The organism is Bacteroides rodentium JCM 16496 (assembly GCF_000614125.1).
Taxonomy (GTDB): Bacteria; Bacteroidota; Bacteroidia; order Bacteroidales; family Bacteroidaceae; genus Bacteroides; species Bacteroides rodentium.
The window spans coordinates 106,703-126,300 of sequence record NZ_BAKJ01000001.1 but is presented as its reverse complement, the minus strand read 5'-3'; the positions used below and the strand labels follow the sequence as shown (position 1 = coordinate 126,300).

The window sequence follows — 19,598 nt, the reverse complement described above, 5'->3', positions numbered from 1 at the left end:
CGTTGACTGCAATGCCTCTGTTCCAAGCTGAAAGGAGGCAAACAATGAGAAAGTATCTCTACAGTGAAAACGGCTTCACTGAAAAGGCCGAATGGCAACCCAACTGCTGGGTCAACGTAGAATGCCCGGACGATGATGATTTCAAATTCCTTACCGAAGAGCTGAAAGTTCCCGAATCATTCCTGGAAGACATAGCCGACGTGGACGAGCGCCCGCGTACGGAAACAGAAGACAACTGGCTGCTGACCATCCTCCGCATCCCGATGCAGAGCAACCAACGCGGCGTGCCGTTCATCACCGTGCCCATCGGCATTATCACCAATGACGGAATCATCGTTTCTGTCTGCTATCACCACACGGAGCTGATACCGGACTTCATCCAGCACACCCGCCGGAAGAACATAGTCGTCAACAATAAACTGGATTTGATTCTGCGAATCATCTACTCTTCCGCCGTCTGGTTCCTGAAGTATCTGAAACAGATAAACAACGACGTGGCCACCGCCGAAAAAGAGCTGGAGAAAAGCATCCGCAACGAAGACCTCCTGCAACTGATGAAGCTGCAGAAGACGCTGGTCTACTTCAACACTTCCATCCGTGGCAATGAAGTGATGATAGGACGGCTGAAAAACATCTTTCAGGACACCAATTATCTGGATTTGGAATTACTGGAAGACGTGGTCATCGAGTTGAAGCAGGCATACAATACTGTGAACATCTACAGTGATATCCTGACGGGAACCATGGACGCCTTCGCCTCCATCATCTCCAACAATGTGAATGCCATCATGAAACGCATGACCAGCCTCAGCATTACACTGATGATTCCCACGTTGATAGCCAGTTTCTACGGCATGAATGTGGACATCCACCTGGAGAGTTTTCCGCACGCGTTTATTTTCATCATACTTTTGTCGGCAATATTATCAGCAGTGACATTCGTATGGTTCAGAAGGATTAAGTGGTTCTAAACAGCATCATTGTCCGAAGTTCAGCGACAACTGCCCATCCCCCAAGAGATTGAACGTCAAGCGATGATAGGGTGTAGTACCCCGCTCGGCAATGGCAGCACGATGTTTCTTGGTGGGATACCCCTTGTTACGATTCCAGTCATAATACGGATATTCCTCGTGAAGACGGTTCATGTAGTCGTCACGATAGGTCTTTGCCAAAATGGAGGCGGCAGCGATGGAAAGGTACTTCCCGTCTCCTTTCACTACAGTAGTATGCGGCAAGTCCCGATATTTTTTAAAGCGGTTGCCGTCTATCAGCAGATGTTGCGGACGGACATTCAGTTGGTCAACAGCACGGTGCATGGCAAGAAAGGAGGCATTGAGAATATTGATTTTGTCAATTTCTTCGGGAGAGACGACGCCCACCGCCCATGCCAGAGCCTCTTTCTCAATCACTTCACGCAAGGCATAGCGTTGTTTTTCCGTCAGCTGCTTGGAGTCATTCAGAAGTTCATTCTCAAAGTTCGTTGGCAGAATAACGGCAGCGGCATAGACCGCACCGGCCAGACAGCCGCGACCGGCCTCATCGCATCCCGCCTCTATCAAATCTTTATTCAAATAAGGTAATAACATATATATCGCTATCTTTGAGGCACAAAGATAAATCTTTTTGGAGGGAAACCGGACTTCTAAAAAGAATTAATTAAATTTGCGGAAACAAGATGATGCCATGAAGAAAAACTTATGTCTACTACTCGTATGTCTTCTGTCAGCAGTTGCCCCACTGCAAGCCCAAGACATGCAGCAAGCACAGAAATTGATTGACCAAGCACAGAAATACCTGTACAACAACCCCAAACAGGCTTCCTACTATGCAGCCCAGGCTTCTGCCTTGTTTCCCGAAGATGAACCCAATGAGGTCCGCGCACAAGCCATGATTCTCTACTGTCAAGCCGAACAATTGTTGGGTAACTTCGACCTAAGTATCAAGAATCTTTATGACACCCAGAAATATATCCATCCCACCAACAAAAAACAAATGGCACAACTCTGCTCCTTGATGGGGCGTGTATACAGCAAACTAGGCGATTACAACAAAGCCATTGAACTGAACGACAAAGCAACCTCCATCTTCAAGTCCATCGGCGATTCCACCTCTGTGGCCGGATGCTATAACGAACGTGGAGTAATGCACCACTTCATGAGTGAATTTACCGTTGCCGAGCGTTTCTTCCAGCGTGCGCTGGCCATCAACCGTGCCCAACGAAACCTGAAAGAAATTGCAACCAATCTGAACAATCTCTGCCTATACCGAGGTAACACAGAAGAAAAGCTTTCGTTTATTCAGGAAGCAATTACCATCAACAAGAACTTGGATGCTCAATGGTCTCTTGGCGAAAATTACAACAACATGGGAAAACAGTATTACTACGGCAAACAATACTCCAACGCTTTGGAAGCATTGCGCAAAGCCTATGAATATGCCCACAACATCGGTGCCCGCGAACTGATATGTGACAATTACGAATATTCGTCCATGGTATATGCAGCTATAGGTGACTATGCCCAAGCTTATAAGTATCTGGACAAGAGGTACCACCTGGGCAAGGAACTGCAAAGCAGCAACAAGCTACGCAACATCGAGCAGGAAATTTCCTATAAAAGATACCAAGACCAAAAATATGCTACTGAAATGCAGGAACAAACCTACAAGATAGAGCTACTGAAACGCAATTTGTGGCTTTTGGGCAGCGTACTCATTCTGGGAATAGCTTTCAGTATCTTTCTATATAAATGGTATAAACGCCGAAAAGATTTGCAACTGATAGAAGCACGCTACCAATTGCAACTGTCCGAAAAAGAAGTGGCCGAACTGAAGATGCATCAGCAAGAGCTGGAACTTCAAAATGTACACAATGCCCTGGCTACCAGCCGTCAAGAAGCAACCAGCTTCGCCGTATTCCTGAAAAGCCGCAATGAACTGCTGGATAAAATACGTACAATGGTGAAAGAAGGGTATAAAATGGACCCACAAACCATTACTCCCCATCTGAAGAAAATCAACGCTTTCATCAGCCAGAGCCAAGGTGGAGATAAAACCAACAGTACTCTATTGACAAACATTGATGATAAAAGCAATGAATTCTTGCAAAGACTAGTAACGATTCACCCCAAGCTAACACAAGGCGAAAAGTATCTTGCCACTTTGCTAAGGGTAAATTTGTCTACCAAAGAAATATCCATGTTGACCGGTACCATGCCCAAGACCATCAACATGAACCGGTACCGCCTGCGTAAATCCCTCAACCTTTCTTCCGAAGAAGACCTTACCGACTACCTGCAAAACATATAAACCCTTCTTTACTTCTTCCTTATCCCCCCTACAATCCTATAACAAGAATATTTGCCATAGGATACAAAAGCGTTGCCTATCCATAACGAGAATGCACGGATACGAGACCAAAGTATATCTCCATCCTGGAGATATAAATCTTCAACCTGAATATCTGTATTTCTAAGCTAGAGGTATACATATCCAGATTAAAGATAAACATCCTACTGAATGGGAAACAAGTTTCTCCATAAGGCCGTTCGACTTTGATAAAGAGGGGAAATAGCCTTATTATATATATGTGTCCTTTTCATCATATACTGTTATTGGAAGAGAGTAAAACAATATAGACGCAGCTTCCAAATACCCTTTGCGACAAAGAAATGGGAAGTCGGAAAAACGCATCTTGTTTCAAGGTAATGAAGCAGGTATGTCTGTAGATATATACAACATCCATTAATCACTGTATATCAACATGTTTCACAACACATTGTAGATTATAAAATCATCTAAAATTTCCCTTTTGTAGTTTGTCTGTAGATTGCAAATATTAGTATTCTTTATAATTATTGGCATTCTTTGTATCCGAAAATTCAATTCATTAACCTTAAAAGAATATCACGTATGAGCAAATTAAAAAAGAATTTCTCATTGCAAAGAGTGCTGTTACTTGCCTTACTCTTTGTATGCTTGGTACCGCTAAGTGCTTTAGCGCAAACCATCCAATTGACCGGTACAGTGACCGATACCAAAGGAGAATCTCTGATTGGCGCCAGTGTCCTGGAAAAAGGAACCACCAACGGATGTATCACCGACATCGACGGTAACTTCACGCTGACCGTATCTCCTAATGCTACGATGATTATCTCATACGTAGGCTATGTAACTCAGGAAATTGCCCTGAATGGACAGAAAAACATTAAAGTCGCCTTGAAAGACGATTCTGAAATGCTGGAAGAAGTAGTCGTTATCGGTTACGGTACGATGAAGAAGAGCGACATGACCGGTGCCATTTCTTCGGTAGACACGGAGGAACTGACCAAACGCGCCACGACCAACCCCGCCGAAGCCTTGCAGGGCAAGATTGCCGGTGTGAACATCATGAAATCGGGTGGTAATGCAGGTGCAGGCGTGTCTGTGAAAATCCGCGGTGTAAAGTCGTTTGGCTCTAACGAACCTCTCTACATCATTGATGGTTTCCCCGGTGACATCGACAACGTGAACCCGCAAGACATCCAAAGCATGGAAGTGTTGAAGGACGGTGCCGCCGCAGCCATCTACGGTTCGGTAGCCGCCAACGGTGTGGTTATCATCACTACCAAGAACGGCAAGAAGGGCGAAACACACATCGACTTTAACACCTACGTCAGCATGACTACTGTAGCAAACAAACTGGACATGGTGAACGCCGAACAATACAAGAGCACCATCAAAGCCATGTTCGACAACTACAACGCACAGTATCCCGAAGAGATGGAGACAGTTCCCGCTTACTGCACCAGCAACACCGGTGTGAACACCGACTGGCAAGACCTGATGCTGCGTACCGGCTTGTCGCAGAACTACATGTTCAGCGTGCGCGGCGGTAGCGAAACGGCACAGTACTCCGTATCTTACAACCATGCCGACGACAAAGGTATCTTCCTGGGCAACAACTTCCGCCAGGACAACGCCCGCATGAAGATGCACATGAGCAAATACATCTTCGACGTAGATGCCAACCTGAGCTTCCGCTACACCAAGAGCCACCAGCCCCAGTACAACCTGCGCGAGATGTACAACAGCTCTCCGCTGATGCCTGTTTTCGACGAAAACGAGAAGTACGGCTACGCACTTGCCGGCAGCATGGGCTTGCCCGCTGCCAACAACGTAATGGCAGACCACAACTTCCGCAAGGCAGAGACCAAGAAATTCTATACCAATGCCAACGTATCGGTAGGCATGAAGATTACAGACTACCTGAACTTCAAGACCAGCTACGCTTACCGTGGCACTCACTACCGCTACACACAGCACTATCCCGACTACACGTCAAACTCACAGAATCCTTACCTGTATCCCTATTCTTATGAGGGTACTTACTACTGGGAAGAACAAGTTATCGACAACGTACTGAACTTCAACAAAGAGTTTGGCAAACACAGCGTAACCGCCATGATCGGTTCATCTATCACAGCCACCAAATATACTGACAACGGTGTAGGTGTGGAAGGTAAAGCTACGCAATACTATGTGGACGGAAACGGCAATCTGGCCTCCAAAGATGAGCCTGCCGGATTCCTGGATCCCAACTTCACGACTATTGACTCCGGTATCGGAGGCACATTCTCAGGCGATGGTACACAATACAAGTACAACCGCGCTTCTTTCTTCGGCCGTGTAAACTATTCGTATGCAGGCAAATACCTGTTCCAAGCTACGGTACGCCGCGACGGTTCATCCAAGTTCGGTTCTGATAACCGTTGGGGTACATTCCCTTCCGTGGCTGTGGGCTGGCGTATCAGCGAAGAAGATTTCTTCCCGAAAGAAAGCTTTGTGAACAACTTGAAGTTCCGTGCCAGCTGGGGGCGCCTTGGTAACGAGAACGCTTTGGGATACTACGACTTCCAACCGTTGATTTCCAACTCCAACCGCTGGGAAGGTGGCTACGTGCAGGGCGGCAATGCTTGGCAAGGTTCTGCTTCCTGGGAAATGGAGAACCGTGGCCTGAAATGGGAAACTACTGATACGAAGAACATCGGTTTCGACTACGGTATGTTCGACAATCGCTTGACCGGTAGCATCAACTACTACATCAACCAGACAGAAGACCTGCTGATTACCAAGCGTCTCTCTCCCTCTGCCGGTTACGAAAACCCCATCTTGAATGTAGGTAAAATCCGCAACAACGGTGTGGAACTGGAAATGAATTGGAACGACAAAGTAAAAGACTTTGAATACAACATTGGCTTCAATTTCTCTACCACCAAGAACGAAGTAGTGGAACTTGCCAGCAAAGGACAAGCTCTTCCCTCTACCGGTCTGCTTTGGGACACCGACCACATTCCCGCTTATGCCAAAGAGGGCAATCCTATCAGTGGCTTCTACCTCTACCGCACGGCAGGCATCTTCCAAAGCGACGCCGAAGCTGAAGCATGGAATCAAGAACACGGCAGAATGGCTGTAGTGAACGGCAAGGAAGTATGGGTAGGAGTACAACCCAACGCAAAAGCCGGTGACATCCGCTTTTTAGACTTGAACGGTGACGGTGTGATTGACGAAAACGACAAGGATTACTGCGGTACAGGTATTCCCAAGTTCGAAGCCAACCTCAACTTCTCGGCATCCTATAAAGGCTTCGACCTGTCATTTAGCATGGGTGGCGCATTCGGTCACAAGCTCTACAACGGTAACCGCTACTTCTACGAATCCATGAGCGCACCAGGCAACCACCTGAGTAGCGTGGCAAACGCATGGAGTCCCACCAACACCCATACAGACATTCCCCGTCCGGTGTATAACGACCCCAACGGTAACTCCCGCGAAAGCGAACGCTTCTTGGAGAACGGCAGCTTCTGGCGTCTGCGTCAGGCACAAATCGGCTACACACTGCCCAAGTCTCTGTTGAAGAAGCTCTACATCGAGAAGCTGCGTTTCTACGTGAGCGGTGACAACCTCTTCACCATCACCGGTTACAACGGCGTAGACCCCGAATTCTCTACCAGCAGCCCACTGAACTCCGGTATCGACCGCTACATCTACCCGTTCACACGCTCTTATACCGTAGGCGCACAGCTCACTTTCTAAACAGAACCTTATTAACTAAATATTATACGAAAACAATATGAAGAAACTGATATATATTGCAAGTATATGCTCCGCAATGATGTTTACCTCTTGCGAAGACTTCCTCACGGTGTCGTCTCCCGACAAAGTGACAACCGGTAACTTCTGGAAAAGCCAGAAGGAGGCAGAAGCCACGATGGCATCGGTCTATGCACAGCTCTACCACGGCGACAGCTACGCCACCAGTGAAGTGCGCTGGCCGGTAGAAGCGTTCCGCACAGACCTTTACAACATGGGTACGGATGCCATCAACTACCAGACTTGGACCGACATCTATAAGTTCACCTATACCAACGGTAACACACAGTTCTCCTACTACTATCAGGATCTCTATCGCGGTATCAACTTTGCCAACCAGGTATTGGAGTATGTTCCCCAAATCCCCGCAGAAGGAATCAGCGAAGCAAAACGCAACGAACTGCTTGCCGAAGCCCACTTCATGCGCGGTTACTACCACTTGATGCTGGTGCTCAACTGGAAAGAAATCATCATCCGCGACAAGTACCTGACCGATGTGGCAGACTTGAACAAGCCTTTGAGCGACCGCGTGACTTGCTGGAACTTCGTGATAGAAGAACTGAAAGCAGGTACTGCCCTTCCCGCAACCCGTCCCGGCACTGAACTTGGTCGCGCTACAGCAGGTGCCGCACAAGCTTACTTGGGTTTTGCCTACCTGACCCGTGCTTACGAGGAATCCTCTAAAGAAAGCGAGTTCTTGAGCAATGCTTTGACAGCCTTGAATGCCGTGAACGGTTACAGCCTGGTAAGTGGTGACAAGCTTATCGATATGTTCAACGGTCGCAACAAGAACTGCGAGGAATCCATCTTCGAACTGCAATACAGCAGCGACAACAGCAACGGCGCACGCTACTACTCGTGGATGCACAACTTCATCACTGCCGGAGAAATGGGCGGATGGGACGAAATCCTGCCCAACGAATTCTTGATGAACGAGTTCTTGAAAGAGGGCAAAATCAGTACTACCGGCGGCTATGACGAACGTGCATACAACACCGTTATTTGGAGAGATGAGTATTGGAACGATGGCACCGGAAAAATCTGGGGATATGAATACGATGACCTGTATTGGTATTGGAAAACTGACAAAAACGGAAACTACTTGGACAAGGACGACAACATCATCAAGGAAGATGAATTGGACACCAAGGGTGTGAAAATCTACTACGACCGTCCCAGCTTCCGCCGTTTCACTCCTCGTACTCAGGACGAAATGGGAGAAAGATGTAACTTCAACATTCCTCTGATGCGTTATGCCAACGTATTGCTGATGAAAGCCGAAGTACTGAACAAGCAAGGACACCCCGAACAAGCAATTCCTATCATCAACGACATCCGTCGCATTCATGGCAACATGCCTCCGATGACAGGAAGCACACAAGCCGAAGTCCAAGCCCAGATTGAGCACGAGCGCATCATCGAATTCCCATTGGAAAGCTACCGCTGGTACGACCTGCGCCGTTGGGGCAAACTGAGCCAACAATTAAGTCAACGTGGCTTCGTGGAAGGAAAGCATAACTTCTTCCCCATTCCATTGTGGGAAGTGAATGCCAATCCTGCACTGAACAATACGGTAACAGAAGAATAACTCTTTTCTCTTATAAAACCTCTTCAAGGCGGTATCGGTCTCGGCTCATGCCGCCTTGGTTACTTTTAAAGCTTGTACTATACAAATGTCATAAGAGTTTATTCTATCTTTGCATTAAAAACCATACAGACAATGTTTACAATCATCGGACTGATGCTCACAGGAATGCTGTTGGGCTACCTCTTACGGAAACGTGACTTGAAGAAAATCCACCAAATCATCACCCTGCTCATCTGGCTGCTGCTGTTTATCCTCGGCATCGAGGTCGGAAGCAATGAGCAAATCATCAAGGGGCTCCATACCATAGGCATTGAAGCTGTGATACTCACCCTGGGAGGAACCCTGGGAAGCGTCATCGCCGCCTGGGCATTGTGGAGAGCCTTGTATAACAAGAAAGGAGGCAGGGCATGAAAGGAAGTCTTATCATAGTGGGCTTTTTCGTACTGGGTACGATTTGCGGTGTATGCCACCTGCTTCCCTTCGACATTGCAGAGACCAATATCAGTTACTACGCCCTCTGTGCGCTGATGTTCAGTGTAGGGCTGAGCGTGGGCAACGACCCGCAGACCCTGAAGAACTTCCGTTCACTCAATCCGCGGCTGGTATTCCTGCCCATCATGACGATACTGGGAACGCTGGCAGGCTCCGCAGCCGTCAGTCTGATTCTGACACACCGTTCTATAGCGGACTGTCTGGCCGTAGGTTCCGGATTCGGCTATTACTCGCTCTCCAGTATCTTCATTACCGAATACAAGGGAGCCGAGTTGGGCACCATCGCCCTGCTTGCCAATATCAGCCGGGAGATTCTGACACTGCTGGCTGCCCCGTTGCTGGTACGATGGTTCGGAAACCTTGCCCCCATCTCTGCCGGAGGAGCCACGACGATGGACACCACACTGCCCATCATCACACGGACAGCCGGACAGCAGTTTGTCGTAGTTTCCATCTTCCACGGGTTTGTGGTCGATTTCAGCGTTCCGTTCCTGGTGACATTGTTCTGCTCGATATAGGGCTTTTACCCTCTTTTGACAGACACCGGTCTCTGACTTGACAGACACTGGACTTTGTCCTGACAAACACTGGACTCTGACGCGACAGGAACCAGTGTCTGACAAGTCAAACACCAGTCCCTGACAAGAGCCATTTTTATATCACTAAATCCTATTAATAATGAAAACCAAACTTTATACCTTTCTCCTTTCTTCGCTGCTTTGCACCGGTGCCCTGGCCGACAACGAGCCGTGGCAGAACCCGCAAGTCAACGAAATGAACAGAGAACCGATGCACGCCCACTTCACCCCGTTTACGAATGAAGCCAACGCATTGAAACAACGTGCCTTGCCCGCCGACGTACGGTTCGACGTTAATCCTGCAACGGAACGCCGTATCACTCTGGACGGCACCTGGAAATTTCTTTTTTCAAAGAACAATGACCTCTGCCCCAAAGACTTTCACAAGCCCGGATTCAGTACCCGCAAGTGGAGTAAAATTGAAGTTCCGGGAAGCTGGGAACTGCAAGGCTTCGATGCACCTATCTATACAGATACCCGTTATCCGTTCCCCCCCAATCCGCCCTACGTGCCTACCGACTACAATCCCGTAGGTGCTTATATCCGCGAGTTCACCGTCCCGGCAGGTTGGGAAGGCATGGACGTTTTCCTCGATTTCGAAGGAGTGGAGTCTGCCTACTATGTATGGGTAAACGGCGAATTGGCGGGTTATGCCGAGGACAGCCGCCTGCCGTCGCACTTCAACATCACCAAGCTGCTGAAGAAGGGCAACAACAGACTGGCTGTAAAAGTATTCCGTTATAGCGACGGTTCCTACTTGGAAGGCCAGGACTACTGGAAATACAGCGGCATCGAACGGAGTGTTTATCTCTACGCCCGCCCCCAGAGCCGCGTCAAGGACTTCCGGATGACAGCGGAACTGATAAACAACTACAAGGATGGCGAACTAAAGCTGGATGTATTCCTCCATCAGCCTAAAGCCGGAGAAACGGTGGAAGTCAAGGTAATGGACAAGGACAAGGTTATCTATGACCGGAAAAAGTCCATAACCTCTGCCACAGATACTTTGTTTACCCAGCAGCAAGTGTTCCCGAATGCACGAGCCTGGAATGCCGAAACACCGAACACCTACACGCTGGTAGTCAGCACCTTTGATGCACAAGGGAAACCGCTGGAATCCTTTACGCACCTTTTCGGCTTCCGTACCGTGGAAATGATGAACGGCATGCAGATGATTAACGGCCAGGCCGTCCTCTTCAAGGGGGTGAACCGTCACGAGCACGACCCGCACAAGGGACGTACCATCACCGTGGGGTCCATGATACACGACATCCAGCTGATGAAGCAGTTCAACCTGAACGGTGTACGCAACTGCCACTACCCGAACAACTATGCGTGGTACGAGCTTTGCACGGAATTCGGACTTTATATGGTAGACGAAGCCAACATCGAGAGCCATGGCATGATGTTCCACAAGGATGAGACCCTTGCCAACTACCCCGACTGGGAGGTGCCTTTCATGCAGCGGATGAGCCGTATGATTGCGCGCGACCGCAACTACTCCGCCATCGTCACCTGGTCCATGGGCAACGAGTCGGGCTACGGCAAGCACTTCGAAACGCTGTATGACTATACCAAGAAGATAGACCCCACCCGTCCCGTACAATACGAAGGGGGTGGCTACAACTCCAAGAGCGACATCTATTGCCCCATGTATGCACGCATCTGGGCCCTGCGCCGCCACATCAACCAGCGTGATGCCCGCCCCATGATTCTTTGCGAATATGCCCATGCCATGGGTAACAGCGTAGGTAACTTCCAGGACTACTGGGACTTGATTTACAAGTACGACCAGCTGCAAGGCGGTTTCATTTGGGACTGGGTGGACCAGACGTTTGCCATCAAGGACGAGAACCAGCGCGACATCTGGCTTTTGGCGGCGACATGGGATTTGTAGGCGTCGTCAACGACTCCAACTTCTGTGCCAACGGCTGATTGCTGCCGACCGCACTCCGCACCCGCACATCTACGAAGTGAAGAAGGTGTTGCAATATATCCATTTCGAACCGCTCGCCTTCACCCCGAACAAGATAAAGGTCACCAACTGGCACGATTTCATCGGACTGGAAGGATATACCCTCCGCTGGGCAGTGGAATGCGACGGCAAGACCGTTCAGAACGGTGAGACGGACTTCCCCAAGATTGCTCCCGGAAACTCTGCTGACATAGAATTGCCACTGAAAGCGCTGCCTGCCGACGGCAAGGAGTATTTCCTCACACTGCGTGCATTCACCAAGCACGAAGCGCCATTAGTACCGAAAGGACACGAGGTTGCCATCGAACAATGGGAATTGCCTTCTGCGCCGTCAGCCAAAACCGTTCAGCCGGTGGAAGGAACACTGACCGTAGACCGCAACAACGAAACACTGGCCGTGAAAGGCAACAACTTCCAGGTAGCTTTCTCTACCCGAAACGGTGAAATGACAGAGTTGAACTACAACGGAAAGAATCTGATTAAGGAGGGGCCGCAACCCAACTTCTGGCGCCCGTTGACCGATAATGATATTCCCAATGAGCACCTGATACGCTGCGGCACCTGGAGAAGCGCCGGACGCGATGCCAAACTGCAGGACATCGAAGTGGCGGAAGCCGGACAAACGGCTACTGTCACTGCGACCTACCGCATGGAAGAACAAGATGCTGATTTGCAGACTCTCTACAAAATCACTCCCGACGGCAAGGTTCAGGTAACCATGCACTTCACCCCCGGCAAGAAGCCATTGAGCGAGATGCCTCGTCTGGGCATGCGCATGATACTCCCTGCCGAATATGAAATGATGACCTGGCTGGGCCGTGGTCCGCAAGAGACGTATGCCGACCGCAAGACGGGAGCCTTGATAGGCCTATACAACGCAACAGTCTGGGAACAGTTCCATCCGTATGTACGAGCCCAAGAGACGGCCAATCATTGTGACGTACGCTGGGTGGCCCTGCGTAATGCAACCGGCGAAGGCCTGCTGGTAACGGGCGAAGAACCGTTGAGCGTAAGCGCTTGGAACTTCCCGATGGAAGACATTGAATACCGTCCCTCACAGATGGAGCGCCGCCACGGTGGAAGCATCCAGAAGAAAGATATGGTATGGCTCAACATCGACCACAAGCAGATGGGCGTAGGCGGTGACAATACCTGGGGAGCACAAGTTCATCCCGAGTACACCATCACTCCGCACGAATGGAAATACAGCTTCACGCTCGCCCCTCTCGCACCGGAGGATGATGCGGCGGAACAAGCGCACAAATAACCGTTAAATACCTCATTCATATGAAATACAAATTTATACGCATACTCTGCTTCACATTGTTGGCCGCAGGCATCGCAGCCTGCACTCCCGGCATGAAAAGCACTACGGAGAAACGGTATGCCTTCGCCGACATACTGGACATCTCCTACACTCCCGACACCCTGCACCGCTGCTATGGTTGGTTCACCGATGCCGGCTCGTGGATGGGCTTCACGCTGCCCGAACGGCAACAATGGGTCAACGGCTTCTGCGGCCCCTTCAGCTCGATATGTTCCGCCGCCAGTGGATGGCACAGTCAGCCGCCGTCGTAGGCTTTGCCAAAGATGCACAAGACGTTTTTGTTCCGGATTCCACTTGCTATTACCCCGGCGAGCTCTATATGTCGGCACATTCCACCCACGGGAGCATCACGCAACGGCTCAACTTCACAAGTGCCTCGACCGCCTTGCTGCGCATCGAAGCCGACACGGCTGAAGACCTGCTGCTCTCCGGTAGCCAATGGGGCAAAGACATCACCGTCAGCGTAGAACAGAACTCCGTCATCGCCCGTCATCCCAGTGGCGAAACCGTGACCGTGACCTTCACTCCTAATGTAGAGCTGGCCAAGACCGACAATAACTATACAGCCCTTGTCCGCTCTCCGCGCTACCCCGTCAACGTAGCTATCTCCTTCTTCACTTCCGAAAAGGAGATGACTGCCAGCCTGCAAAACCTGCCGGGCCTGCTCAATAATCCCGCCCCCGCCCTGCAAGCCAATGCCGAACGTTGGGAAGGTTACCTCACCAAGATACTGCGCAAGGACATGAAACCGGAGTATGACCGCATCGCCGTGAAAGCCGTCACCACGCTCATCTCCAATTGGCGGACACACCGCGGCGGATTGCTTCACGAAGGCATCATACCGAGCCATGCCGTAGGCTATTTCGTCGGCTTTTGGGCATGGGACACCTGGCGCTTCAGCGCCGGAACCGCCAAGTTCGACCCCGAACTGGCCAAGAACAACATCCGGGCCATGTTCGACTACCAGCAACCGGACGGCATGATTATCGACTGTATCTACACCGACCCCTCCGAGAACAATGCCCGTGACAGCAAGCCTCCCTTGGTATGCTGGGCTGTCGATGAAATATTTACCCATACGGGTGACACCGCCTTCGTTGCCGAGATGTATCCGCAACTGCTCTCTTATTATAAATGGTGGTACGAGAAGCGCGACCACAACCGCAACGGCATGTGCGAATACGGTGCTACCGACGGAACACTGGAAGCTGCCGCATGGGAAAGCGGCATGGACAACGCCATCCGTTTCGACGGCGCCGTGATGCTGAAAAACGAAGGCTACGAGGATGCCTGGAGTATGGATCAGGAGAGTGTGGACTTAAACGCTTATCTGGCACTGGAATGCAAACTGCTGAAGAAATTCTCCAGCCTGCTGAAGATACCTTTCGACGCACCGGACTACAGTAGCCAGGTAGCCGACTATTTCTTTGACAAGAACATCAACTTCTTCTGCGACCGCCGCCTGAAGGACGGTTCATTCATCGAAGAGCCGGGCTGCGAAGCCTACACTCCGTTGTGGACCCGGATTGCCACACAAGCGCAAGTGGACAGCATGCTGCCCATGCTTCAAGATACGGCAAAGTTCTCCACGTATATCCCCTTCCCGACCATTGCCGCCGACAATCCCAAATACAATCCGCGCGGCTACTGGCGTGGCCCCATCTGGCTGGACCAAACCTACTTTGCCATCCGCGGACTGCGCAACTACGGCTACAACCGGCTGGCAGATGAATATACGCTGCAAGTCTTCGACCGCCTGAGCGGGCTGAAAGAGGGTGCTCCCATCCATGAGAACTACGGAACCCATACCGGCGAACGCCTGAAAGCTCCCCACTTCAGCTGGAGCTCCTCGCATCTGTTGATGATGTACGACGATTACGGTAAGTAATCGGAGTTGATTCACCACAGAGGACACAGAGTCCCACAGAGTTATTTTTTATAGTAGAACAGAAATGGTTTGCGAAAAGAAAAGCGAATAGAGCGAGTATCTTACTTCCCCTCCTCCGGGGAGGAGGGGTGCCCAACGGGCGGGGTGGTAGGGAGCATAAAGTAATGAAAAATAGTACAGTGTGTATCGCTACCACCTCCCCCTACGGGTACTCCTCCTCCCCGGAGGAGGAGAAGTAAGTTACTCCGTATCTTTTCGCAAACCATTTCTGTTCTACTATAAAAAATAACTCTGTGGGACTCTGTGTCCTCTGTGGTGAATTATATAATTACTACCGGTAAACCTGTATCGGAAGCTCTCCACGCAAAGCTCCCAGCGCATTCATTACCAATGCTTCCAATTCGTCTTCTCCGGGATAGACGTGGACGGGAGCAAGGAAAGAGACACGCTCCTGCAACCGCGAAGTGATGTACTCGGAATGTGCCATACCTCCCGTAAGCAGAATGGCGTCCACCTTGCCATAAAGCACAACGGCAGCACCGCCTATCTCCTTGGCAATGCGGTAAATCATGGCATCGAGCACCAAAGCGGCATGGGTGTCTCCCCCGGCGATGCGCCTCTCTATGGCGGGAATGTCGGTAGTACCCAAGTGGGCGGCAAGTCCCGCCTTGCCGGAAATACGTTTCTTCAATTCTTCGGTAGTGTAACGCCCCGAGTGGCAAAGGTCTATCAGTTGCCCGGCGGGCAGGGTGCCTGCACGTTCGGGCGAAAAAGGACCGAAACCGTCGAGGGCATTGGGCACATCCACCGCACGACCGTGGCGGTGGACTCCTACGGAAACGCCTCCACCCAAGTGACAGACAATCAGATTGAGGTCTTCGTAACGCACGGGAGATTCGGGATGCGCGGCGGTACATTCGGCAGCATAGCGCCGGGCGATGGCTCGCTGGTTCAAGGCGTGCCAGATGGTGATGCTGGGCATCAGAGGCGAACCGGTGATGCGTGCCACATCGTCCAGCTCGTCCACCACGCCGGGATCGGCTATGAAAGAGGGGCAGCCGGGCAGCATGGCGGCAAGTTCGTGGGCTATCAGACAACCTAAGTTGCAGGCGTGGGTACGCATGGCGTGGAGCATATCGTCCAACATGGCATCGTTCACGGCATACACACCACCGGGAATGGGTTTCAACAATCCCCCACGGCCGACGATGGCATCGAACTTAAAGGGAATGCCATTGGCCTCCAGCGCTTCCAGCACCAAGTGCTTGCGGAATTCGAACTGGTCGATGATGCGGGGAAATTGGGAAAGCTCCTCCACCGAATGCCGGATGTTGAGTACCAGACGGGGAGTTTCATCCTCATAGACAGCAATTTTTGTCGAGGTGGAACCGGGATTTACTGCCAGTATTTTCATTGATTACGATTTACAAATTACGAACTACAAATTACTAATTACAATCAAGGCTCTTTCACCCCGCTGGTCAGGCAAGCCATGGCAATGCTGTAATATTTGGACAAACCGGAATCGCTACGCGACGGTAATACCACCGGACATGAGGGTCCTTGCAGCAACCCGGCCATATCGGCATGAGAAAACAGAGATACAGCCTTATAAAAAGCATTGCCCGATTCGATGTTTGGGAATATCAACACATCCGCCTCCCCGTCAATCGGTGATACAATGCCTTTGATGTTACCGCTCGTCTTCTCACAAGAGGTCTTCACATCCAGCGGACCGTCGATGATGACATTGCCGAACTCTCCGGCTTCCGCCAGTTCCACAATATTCACATAGTCCAAGGAATGGGGGAATTTGGCGCTTACCTTCTCCGTGCAATGAATCAGCGCGATACGTGGCTGCTCTATCCCGAAATGGCGGCAAGTATGGATGGCATACCAAATCATTTCAATGCGCTGTTGCAGCGTCGGGCGGGGAATAACCGCAGCATCGGAGAAAAAGAGCAGTTTATCGTAAGTAGGTATCTGCATCACGGCCAGATGGGTCAGAATCTTTCCTTTAGGCAACAAACCATGTTCCTTGTCCAGAATGGCACGTAGCAAATTGTCGGTATTGATGATGCCTTTCATCAGGATGTCCGCTCCACCCTCGCGTACGATACGCACCGCCTCACGTGCAGCCTCATCGGAATCTTCTATATGCAAGGTACTGACATATTGAGGATATTTCTTCAAGGTGGGATATTTTTCCAATATGGCAGAATCGCCAATCATCAGAAATTCCGCAATCCCCTCCTCCAAGGCACGGGATATGGCATATTCTGTATTAGGGTCATTGGCACAAACTACCGCAATACGTTTCCTCTTATTCAAGGTTTTCAGGTGGGCTGTTAACTGGGCAAAGTTCCGTATCGGTTCCATAACGTTAGATTTTTAGCAAATATCTAAAAAAATGTCGAGAAATACAGCATTTTCCCCGTTGAAATTTTATATGTTTAATATCATTTTGATATGTTCACCACAGATTACACAGATTGACACGGATTTGAACAGAATTTGAGTTACTCTGTTGATTATATATCATATATAACCTCCCTCTCTTCTGTTAAAAATCCGTGTTAATCTGTGATATCTGTGGTGAATTGTGTACTTTTGCCCAAAATAGATTGATAATATAGTATGGGTAGTCTTATTTTCCCTCCGTATCTGCAGGAAGGTGACCGTGTCATTGTTCTCTCCCCTTCCAGCAAGATTGACAAATCTTTCCTGAAAGGCGCCTACAAACGTTTGAAGTCCTGGGGGCTGGAAGTCGTATTCGCAAAGCACGCAGGGAGTTCCAACGGAACGTATGCAGGAAGTATCCGGCAACGCCTCGAAGACCTGCAGGAAGCCATGGATGATGAAGAAGCCAAAGTCATATTCTGTAGCCGGGGCGGTTACGGAGCCGTGCATCTGATAGGCAAACTGGATTTTACCAAGTTCAGGCAGCATCCCAAATGGCTCATCGGATTCAGTGACATCACCGCCCTCCATAATCTGTTCCAGCAGAACGGCTTCGCGTCGTTGCACGCCCCCATGGCGCGCATCTCACAGTAGAACCGGAAGACGACTTTTGCACACAAGCACTGAAGGATGTTCTGTTCGGGCAGGCATTGGGAGGAACGGAAGCATTCAGTTATGTCTGTCCGGGGCACAAACTAAATCATAAAGGAAAGGGAAAAGGCGTGTTGCGCGGTGGCAATTTGTCAGTGTTCTACGGGCTGCGCGGCACTCCGTACGACATTCCCGCCGAAGGCACCATCCTCTTCATCGAAGATGTGGGAGAACGCCCGCATGCGGTGGAACGCATGATGTACAATCTCAAACTGGGCGGTGTCCTCGACAAGCTTTCCGGCCTCATCATCGGACAATTCACCGAATACGAGGAGAACAAGTCCCTGGGAAAAGACCTATATGGTGCATTGGCCGATTTGGTGAAGGAATACGATTATCCGATATGTTTCGATTTTCCCGTCGGACATGTCAGCATGAACGTACCGCTGATAAACGGTGCTGCGGTAACATTGGAAGTTGGAAAGAAAGAAGTGAAACTAAGTTTTAATACAGAAAGAGAATGAAACGGAATTATACATTCATCCCGTTGCTGCTGTTGCTGATTGTAGCGATAGTGGCATGCAGCAACAACAGCAGCAAGTCTGCAGCCGATAATGACAGTGAGGGCGATGCGACCCAAGCGACTGTCCAAGTGCCTCAGTTCAGTGCAGACAGTGCATACCAATACATACAGACCCAAGCGGATTTTGGTCCGCGCGTGCCCAACACCGCCGCCCACAAAGCCTGCGGAGAATTCCTTGCCAAGAAGCTGGAAGAATTCGGCGCCAAAGTATACAACCAGCATGCCGACCTGGTGGCTTACGACAACACCATCCTGAAAGCGCGCAATGTTATCGGCGCCTATAATCCGGAAAGCAAAAGGCGTGTACTGCTCTGTGCCCATTGGGACAGCCGCCCTTATGCCGACCAGGATGCTGACAAGACGAAGCATCACAGCCCCATCCTGGGTGTGAACGATGGAGCCAGCGGTGTAGGCGTATTGCTCGAAGTGGCCCGCCAACTGCAACAGCAGGCTCCAGCCATCGGCATCGACATCATCTTCTTCGATGCCGAAGACTATGGTGCCCCTTACTTCTACAAAGGCACTTATAAGCCCGACACTTGGTGCCTGGGCTCGCAATATTGGGGACGAGTACCCCATGTAGACGGCTATAATGCCCGCTACGGCATCCTGCTCGACATGGTGGGCGGAAAGAATGCCACCTTCTACAAGGAACAGTTCTCCCAAAGAACCGCCGGTAAGTACGTGAACAAGATATGGAACACCGCCCACCGCCTGGGCTTCGGCAACTTCTTCCCCAAAGAAAAAGGTACCGAAGTGACGGACGACCATATGTATGTATACAACCTGCGGCAGATTCCCTGCGTGGACATCATCAACTATGACCCGAACTGCGACACCGGCTTCGGTGACTTCTGGCACACGATAGACGACACCATGGACATCATCGACAAGGGCACTCTCAACGCCGTGGGACAGACCTTGCTGGAAGTCATCTATAATGAGAAATAGACAATCAAATAGTAAATCGTAAATAGTAAAACAGTAA

The 19,598-nt window shown here is 50.3% G+C and carries 10 protein-coding genes and 3 pseudogenes; 10 read left to right on the top strand and 3 right to left on the bottom strand.

What is annotated here, in order from left to right:
* Nucleotides 1–44 precede the first annotated feature (44 nt).
* The gene (locus JCM16496_RS00480; RefSeq protein ID WP_025831573.1) at nucleotides 45–971 is read left to right on the top strand and encodes a magnesium transporter CorA family protein; all 927 of its coding nucleotides are present in this window, start codon (nucleotides 45–47) and stop codon (nucleotides 969–971) included.
* Between the two features lie 6 nt (nucleotides 972–977).
* Here JCM16496_RS00480 and rnhB read toward each other — a convergent pair whose 3' ends face one another.
* Nucleotides 978–1,586: a ribonuclease HII gene (rnhB, locus tag JCM16496_RS00475; RefSeq protein ID WP_025831571.1), complete on the bottom strand. Its 609-nt coding sequence runs from the start codon at nucleotides 1,584–1,586 to the stop codon at nucleotides 978–980.
* A 97-nt stretch (nucleotides 1,587–1,683) separates the two neighbouring features.
* Here rnhB and JCM16496_RS00470 point away from each other — a divergent pair, with 97 nt between their 5' ends.
* From JCM16496_RS00470 to JCM16496_RS00440, 7 genes and pseudogenes are all read left to right on the top strand, one after another.
* Nucleotides 1,684–3,306: a tetratricopeptide repeat protein gene (locus tag JCM16496_RS00470; protein ID WP_025831570.1), complete on the top strand. Its 1,623-nt coding sequence runs from the start codon at nucleotides 1,684–1,686 to the stop codon at nucleotides 3,304–3,306.
* Nucleotides 3,307–3,909: 603 nt separating this feature from the next.
* The gene (locus JCM16496_RS00465) at nucleotides 3,910–7,071 is read left to right on the top strand and encodes a SusC/RagA family TonB-linked outer membrane protein (RefSeq protein ID WP_025831567.1); all 3,162 of its coding nucleotides are present in this window, start codon (nucleotides 3,910–3,912) and stop codon (nucleotides 7,069–7,071) included.
* 37 nt (nucleotides 7,072–7,108) lie between these two features.
* Nucleotides 7,109–8,716, top strand: a complete 1,608-nt coding sequence (locus JCM16496_RS00460) for a RagB/SusD family nutrient uptake outer membrane protein (RefSeq protein ID WP_025831566.1) — start codon at nucleotides 7,109–7,111, stop codon at nucleotides 8,714–8,716.
* 132 nt (nucleotides 8,717–8,848) lie between these two features.
* On the top strand, nucleotides 8,849–9,127 hold the full coding sequence (locus JCM16496_RS00455; protein WP_025831564.1) for a LysO family transporter: 279 nt from the start codon (nucleotides 8,849–8,851) through the stop codon (nucleotides 9,125–9,127).
* The gene (locus JCM16496_RS00450; RefSeq protein ID WP_025831562.1) at nucleotides 9,124–9,726 is read left to right on the top strand and encodes a LysO family transporter; all 603 of its coding nucleotides are present in this window, start codon (nucleotides 9,124–9,126) and stop codon (nucleotides 9,724–9,726) included. Before JCM16496_RS00455 ends, JCM16496_RS00450 begins: the two co-directional genes overlap by 4 nt.
* 160 nt (nucleotides 9,727–9,886) lie before the next feature.
* Nucleotides 9,887–13,028, top strand: a pseudogene (lacZ, locus tag JCM16496_RS00445) (beta-galactosidase, LacZ type).
* 20 nt (nucleotides 13,029–13,048) lie between these two features.
* Nucleotides 13,049–14,976 (top strand): annotated as a pseudogene (locus tag JCM16496_RS00440) (MGH1-like glycoside hydrolase domain-containing protein).
* Between the two features lie 331 nt (nucleotides 14,977–15,307).
* Here the strand turns inward: JCM16496_RS00440 and buk are convergent.
* Together buk and JCM16496_RS00430 are read right to left on the bottom strand one after the other, a co-directional pair.
* Nucleotides 15,308–16,390 (bottom strand): butyrate kinase, encoded by a 1,083-nt coding sequence (buk, locus tag JCM16496_RS00435; protein ID WP_025831560.1) that lies wholly within the window; start codon nucleotides 16,388–16,390, stop codon nucleotides 15,308–15,310.
* Nucleotides 16,391–16,434: 44 nt separating this feature from the next.
* On the bottom strand, nucleotides 16,435–17,355 hold the full coding sequence (locus JCM16496_RS00430; protein ID WP_005834523.1) for a phosphate acyltransferase: 921 nt from the start codon (nucleotides 17,353–17,355) through the stop codon (nucleotides 16,435–16,437).
* Nucleotides 17,356–17,613: 258 nt separating this feature from the next.
* On the opposite strand from JCM16496_RS00430, the pseudogene JCM16496_RS00425 reads away from it, so the two are divergent.
* Nucleotides 17,614–18,551 (top strand): annotated as a pseudogene (locus JCM16496_RS00425) (S66 peptidase family protein).
* Complete coding sequence (locus JCM16496_RS00420) at nucleotides 18,548–19,561, top strand: M20 family metallopeptidase (RefSeq protein WP_025831555.1); 1,014 nt, start codon at nucleotides 18,548–18,550, stop codon at nucleotides 19,559–19,561. Before JCM16496_RS00425 ends, JCM16496_RS00420 begins: the two are co-directional and overlap by 4 nt.
* Nucleotides 19,562–19,598: the final 37 nt, after the last annotated feature.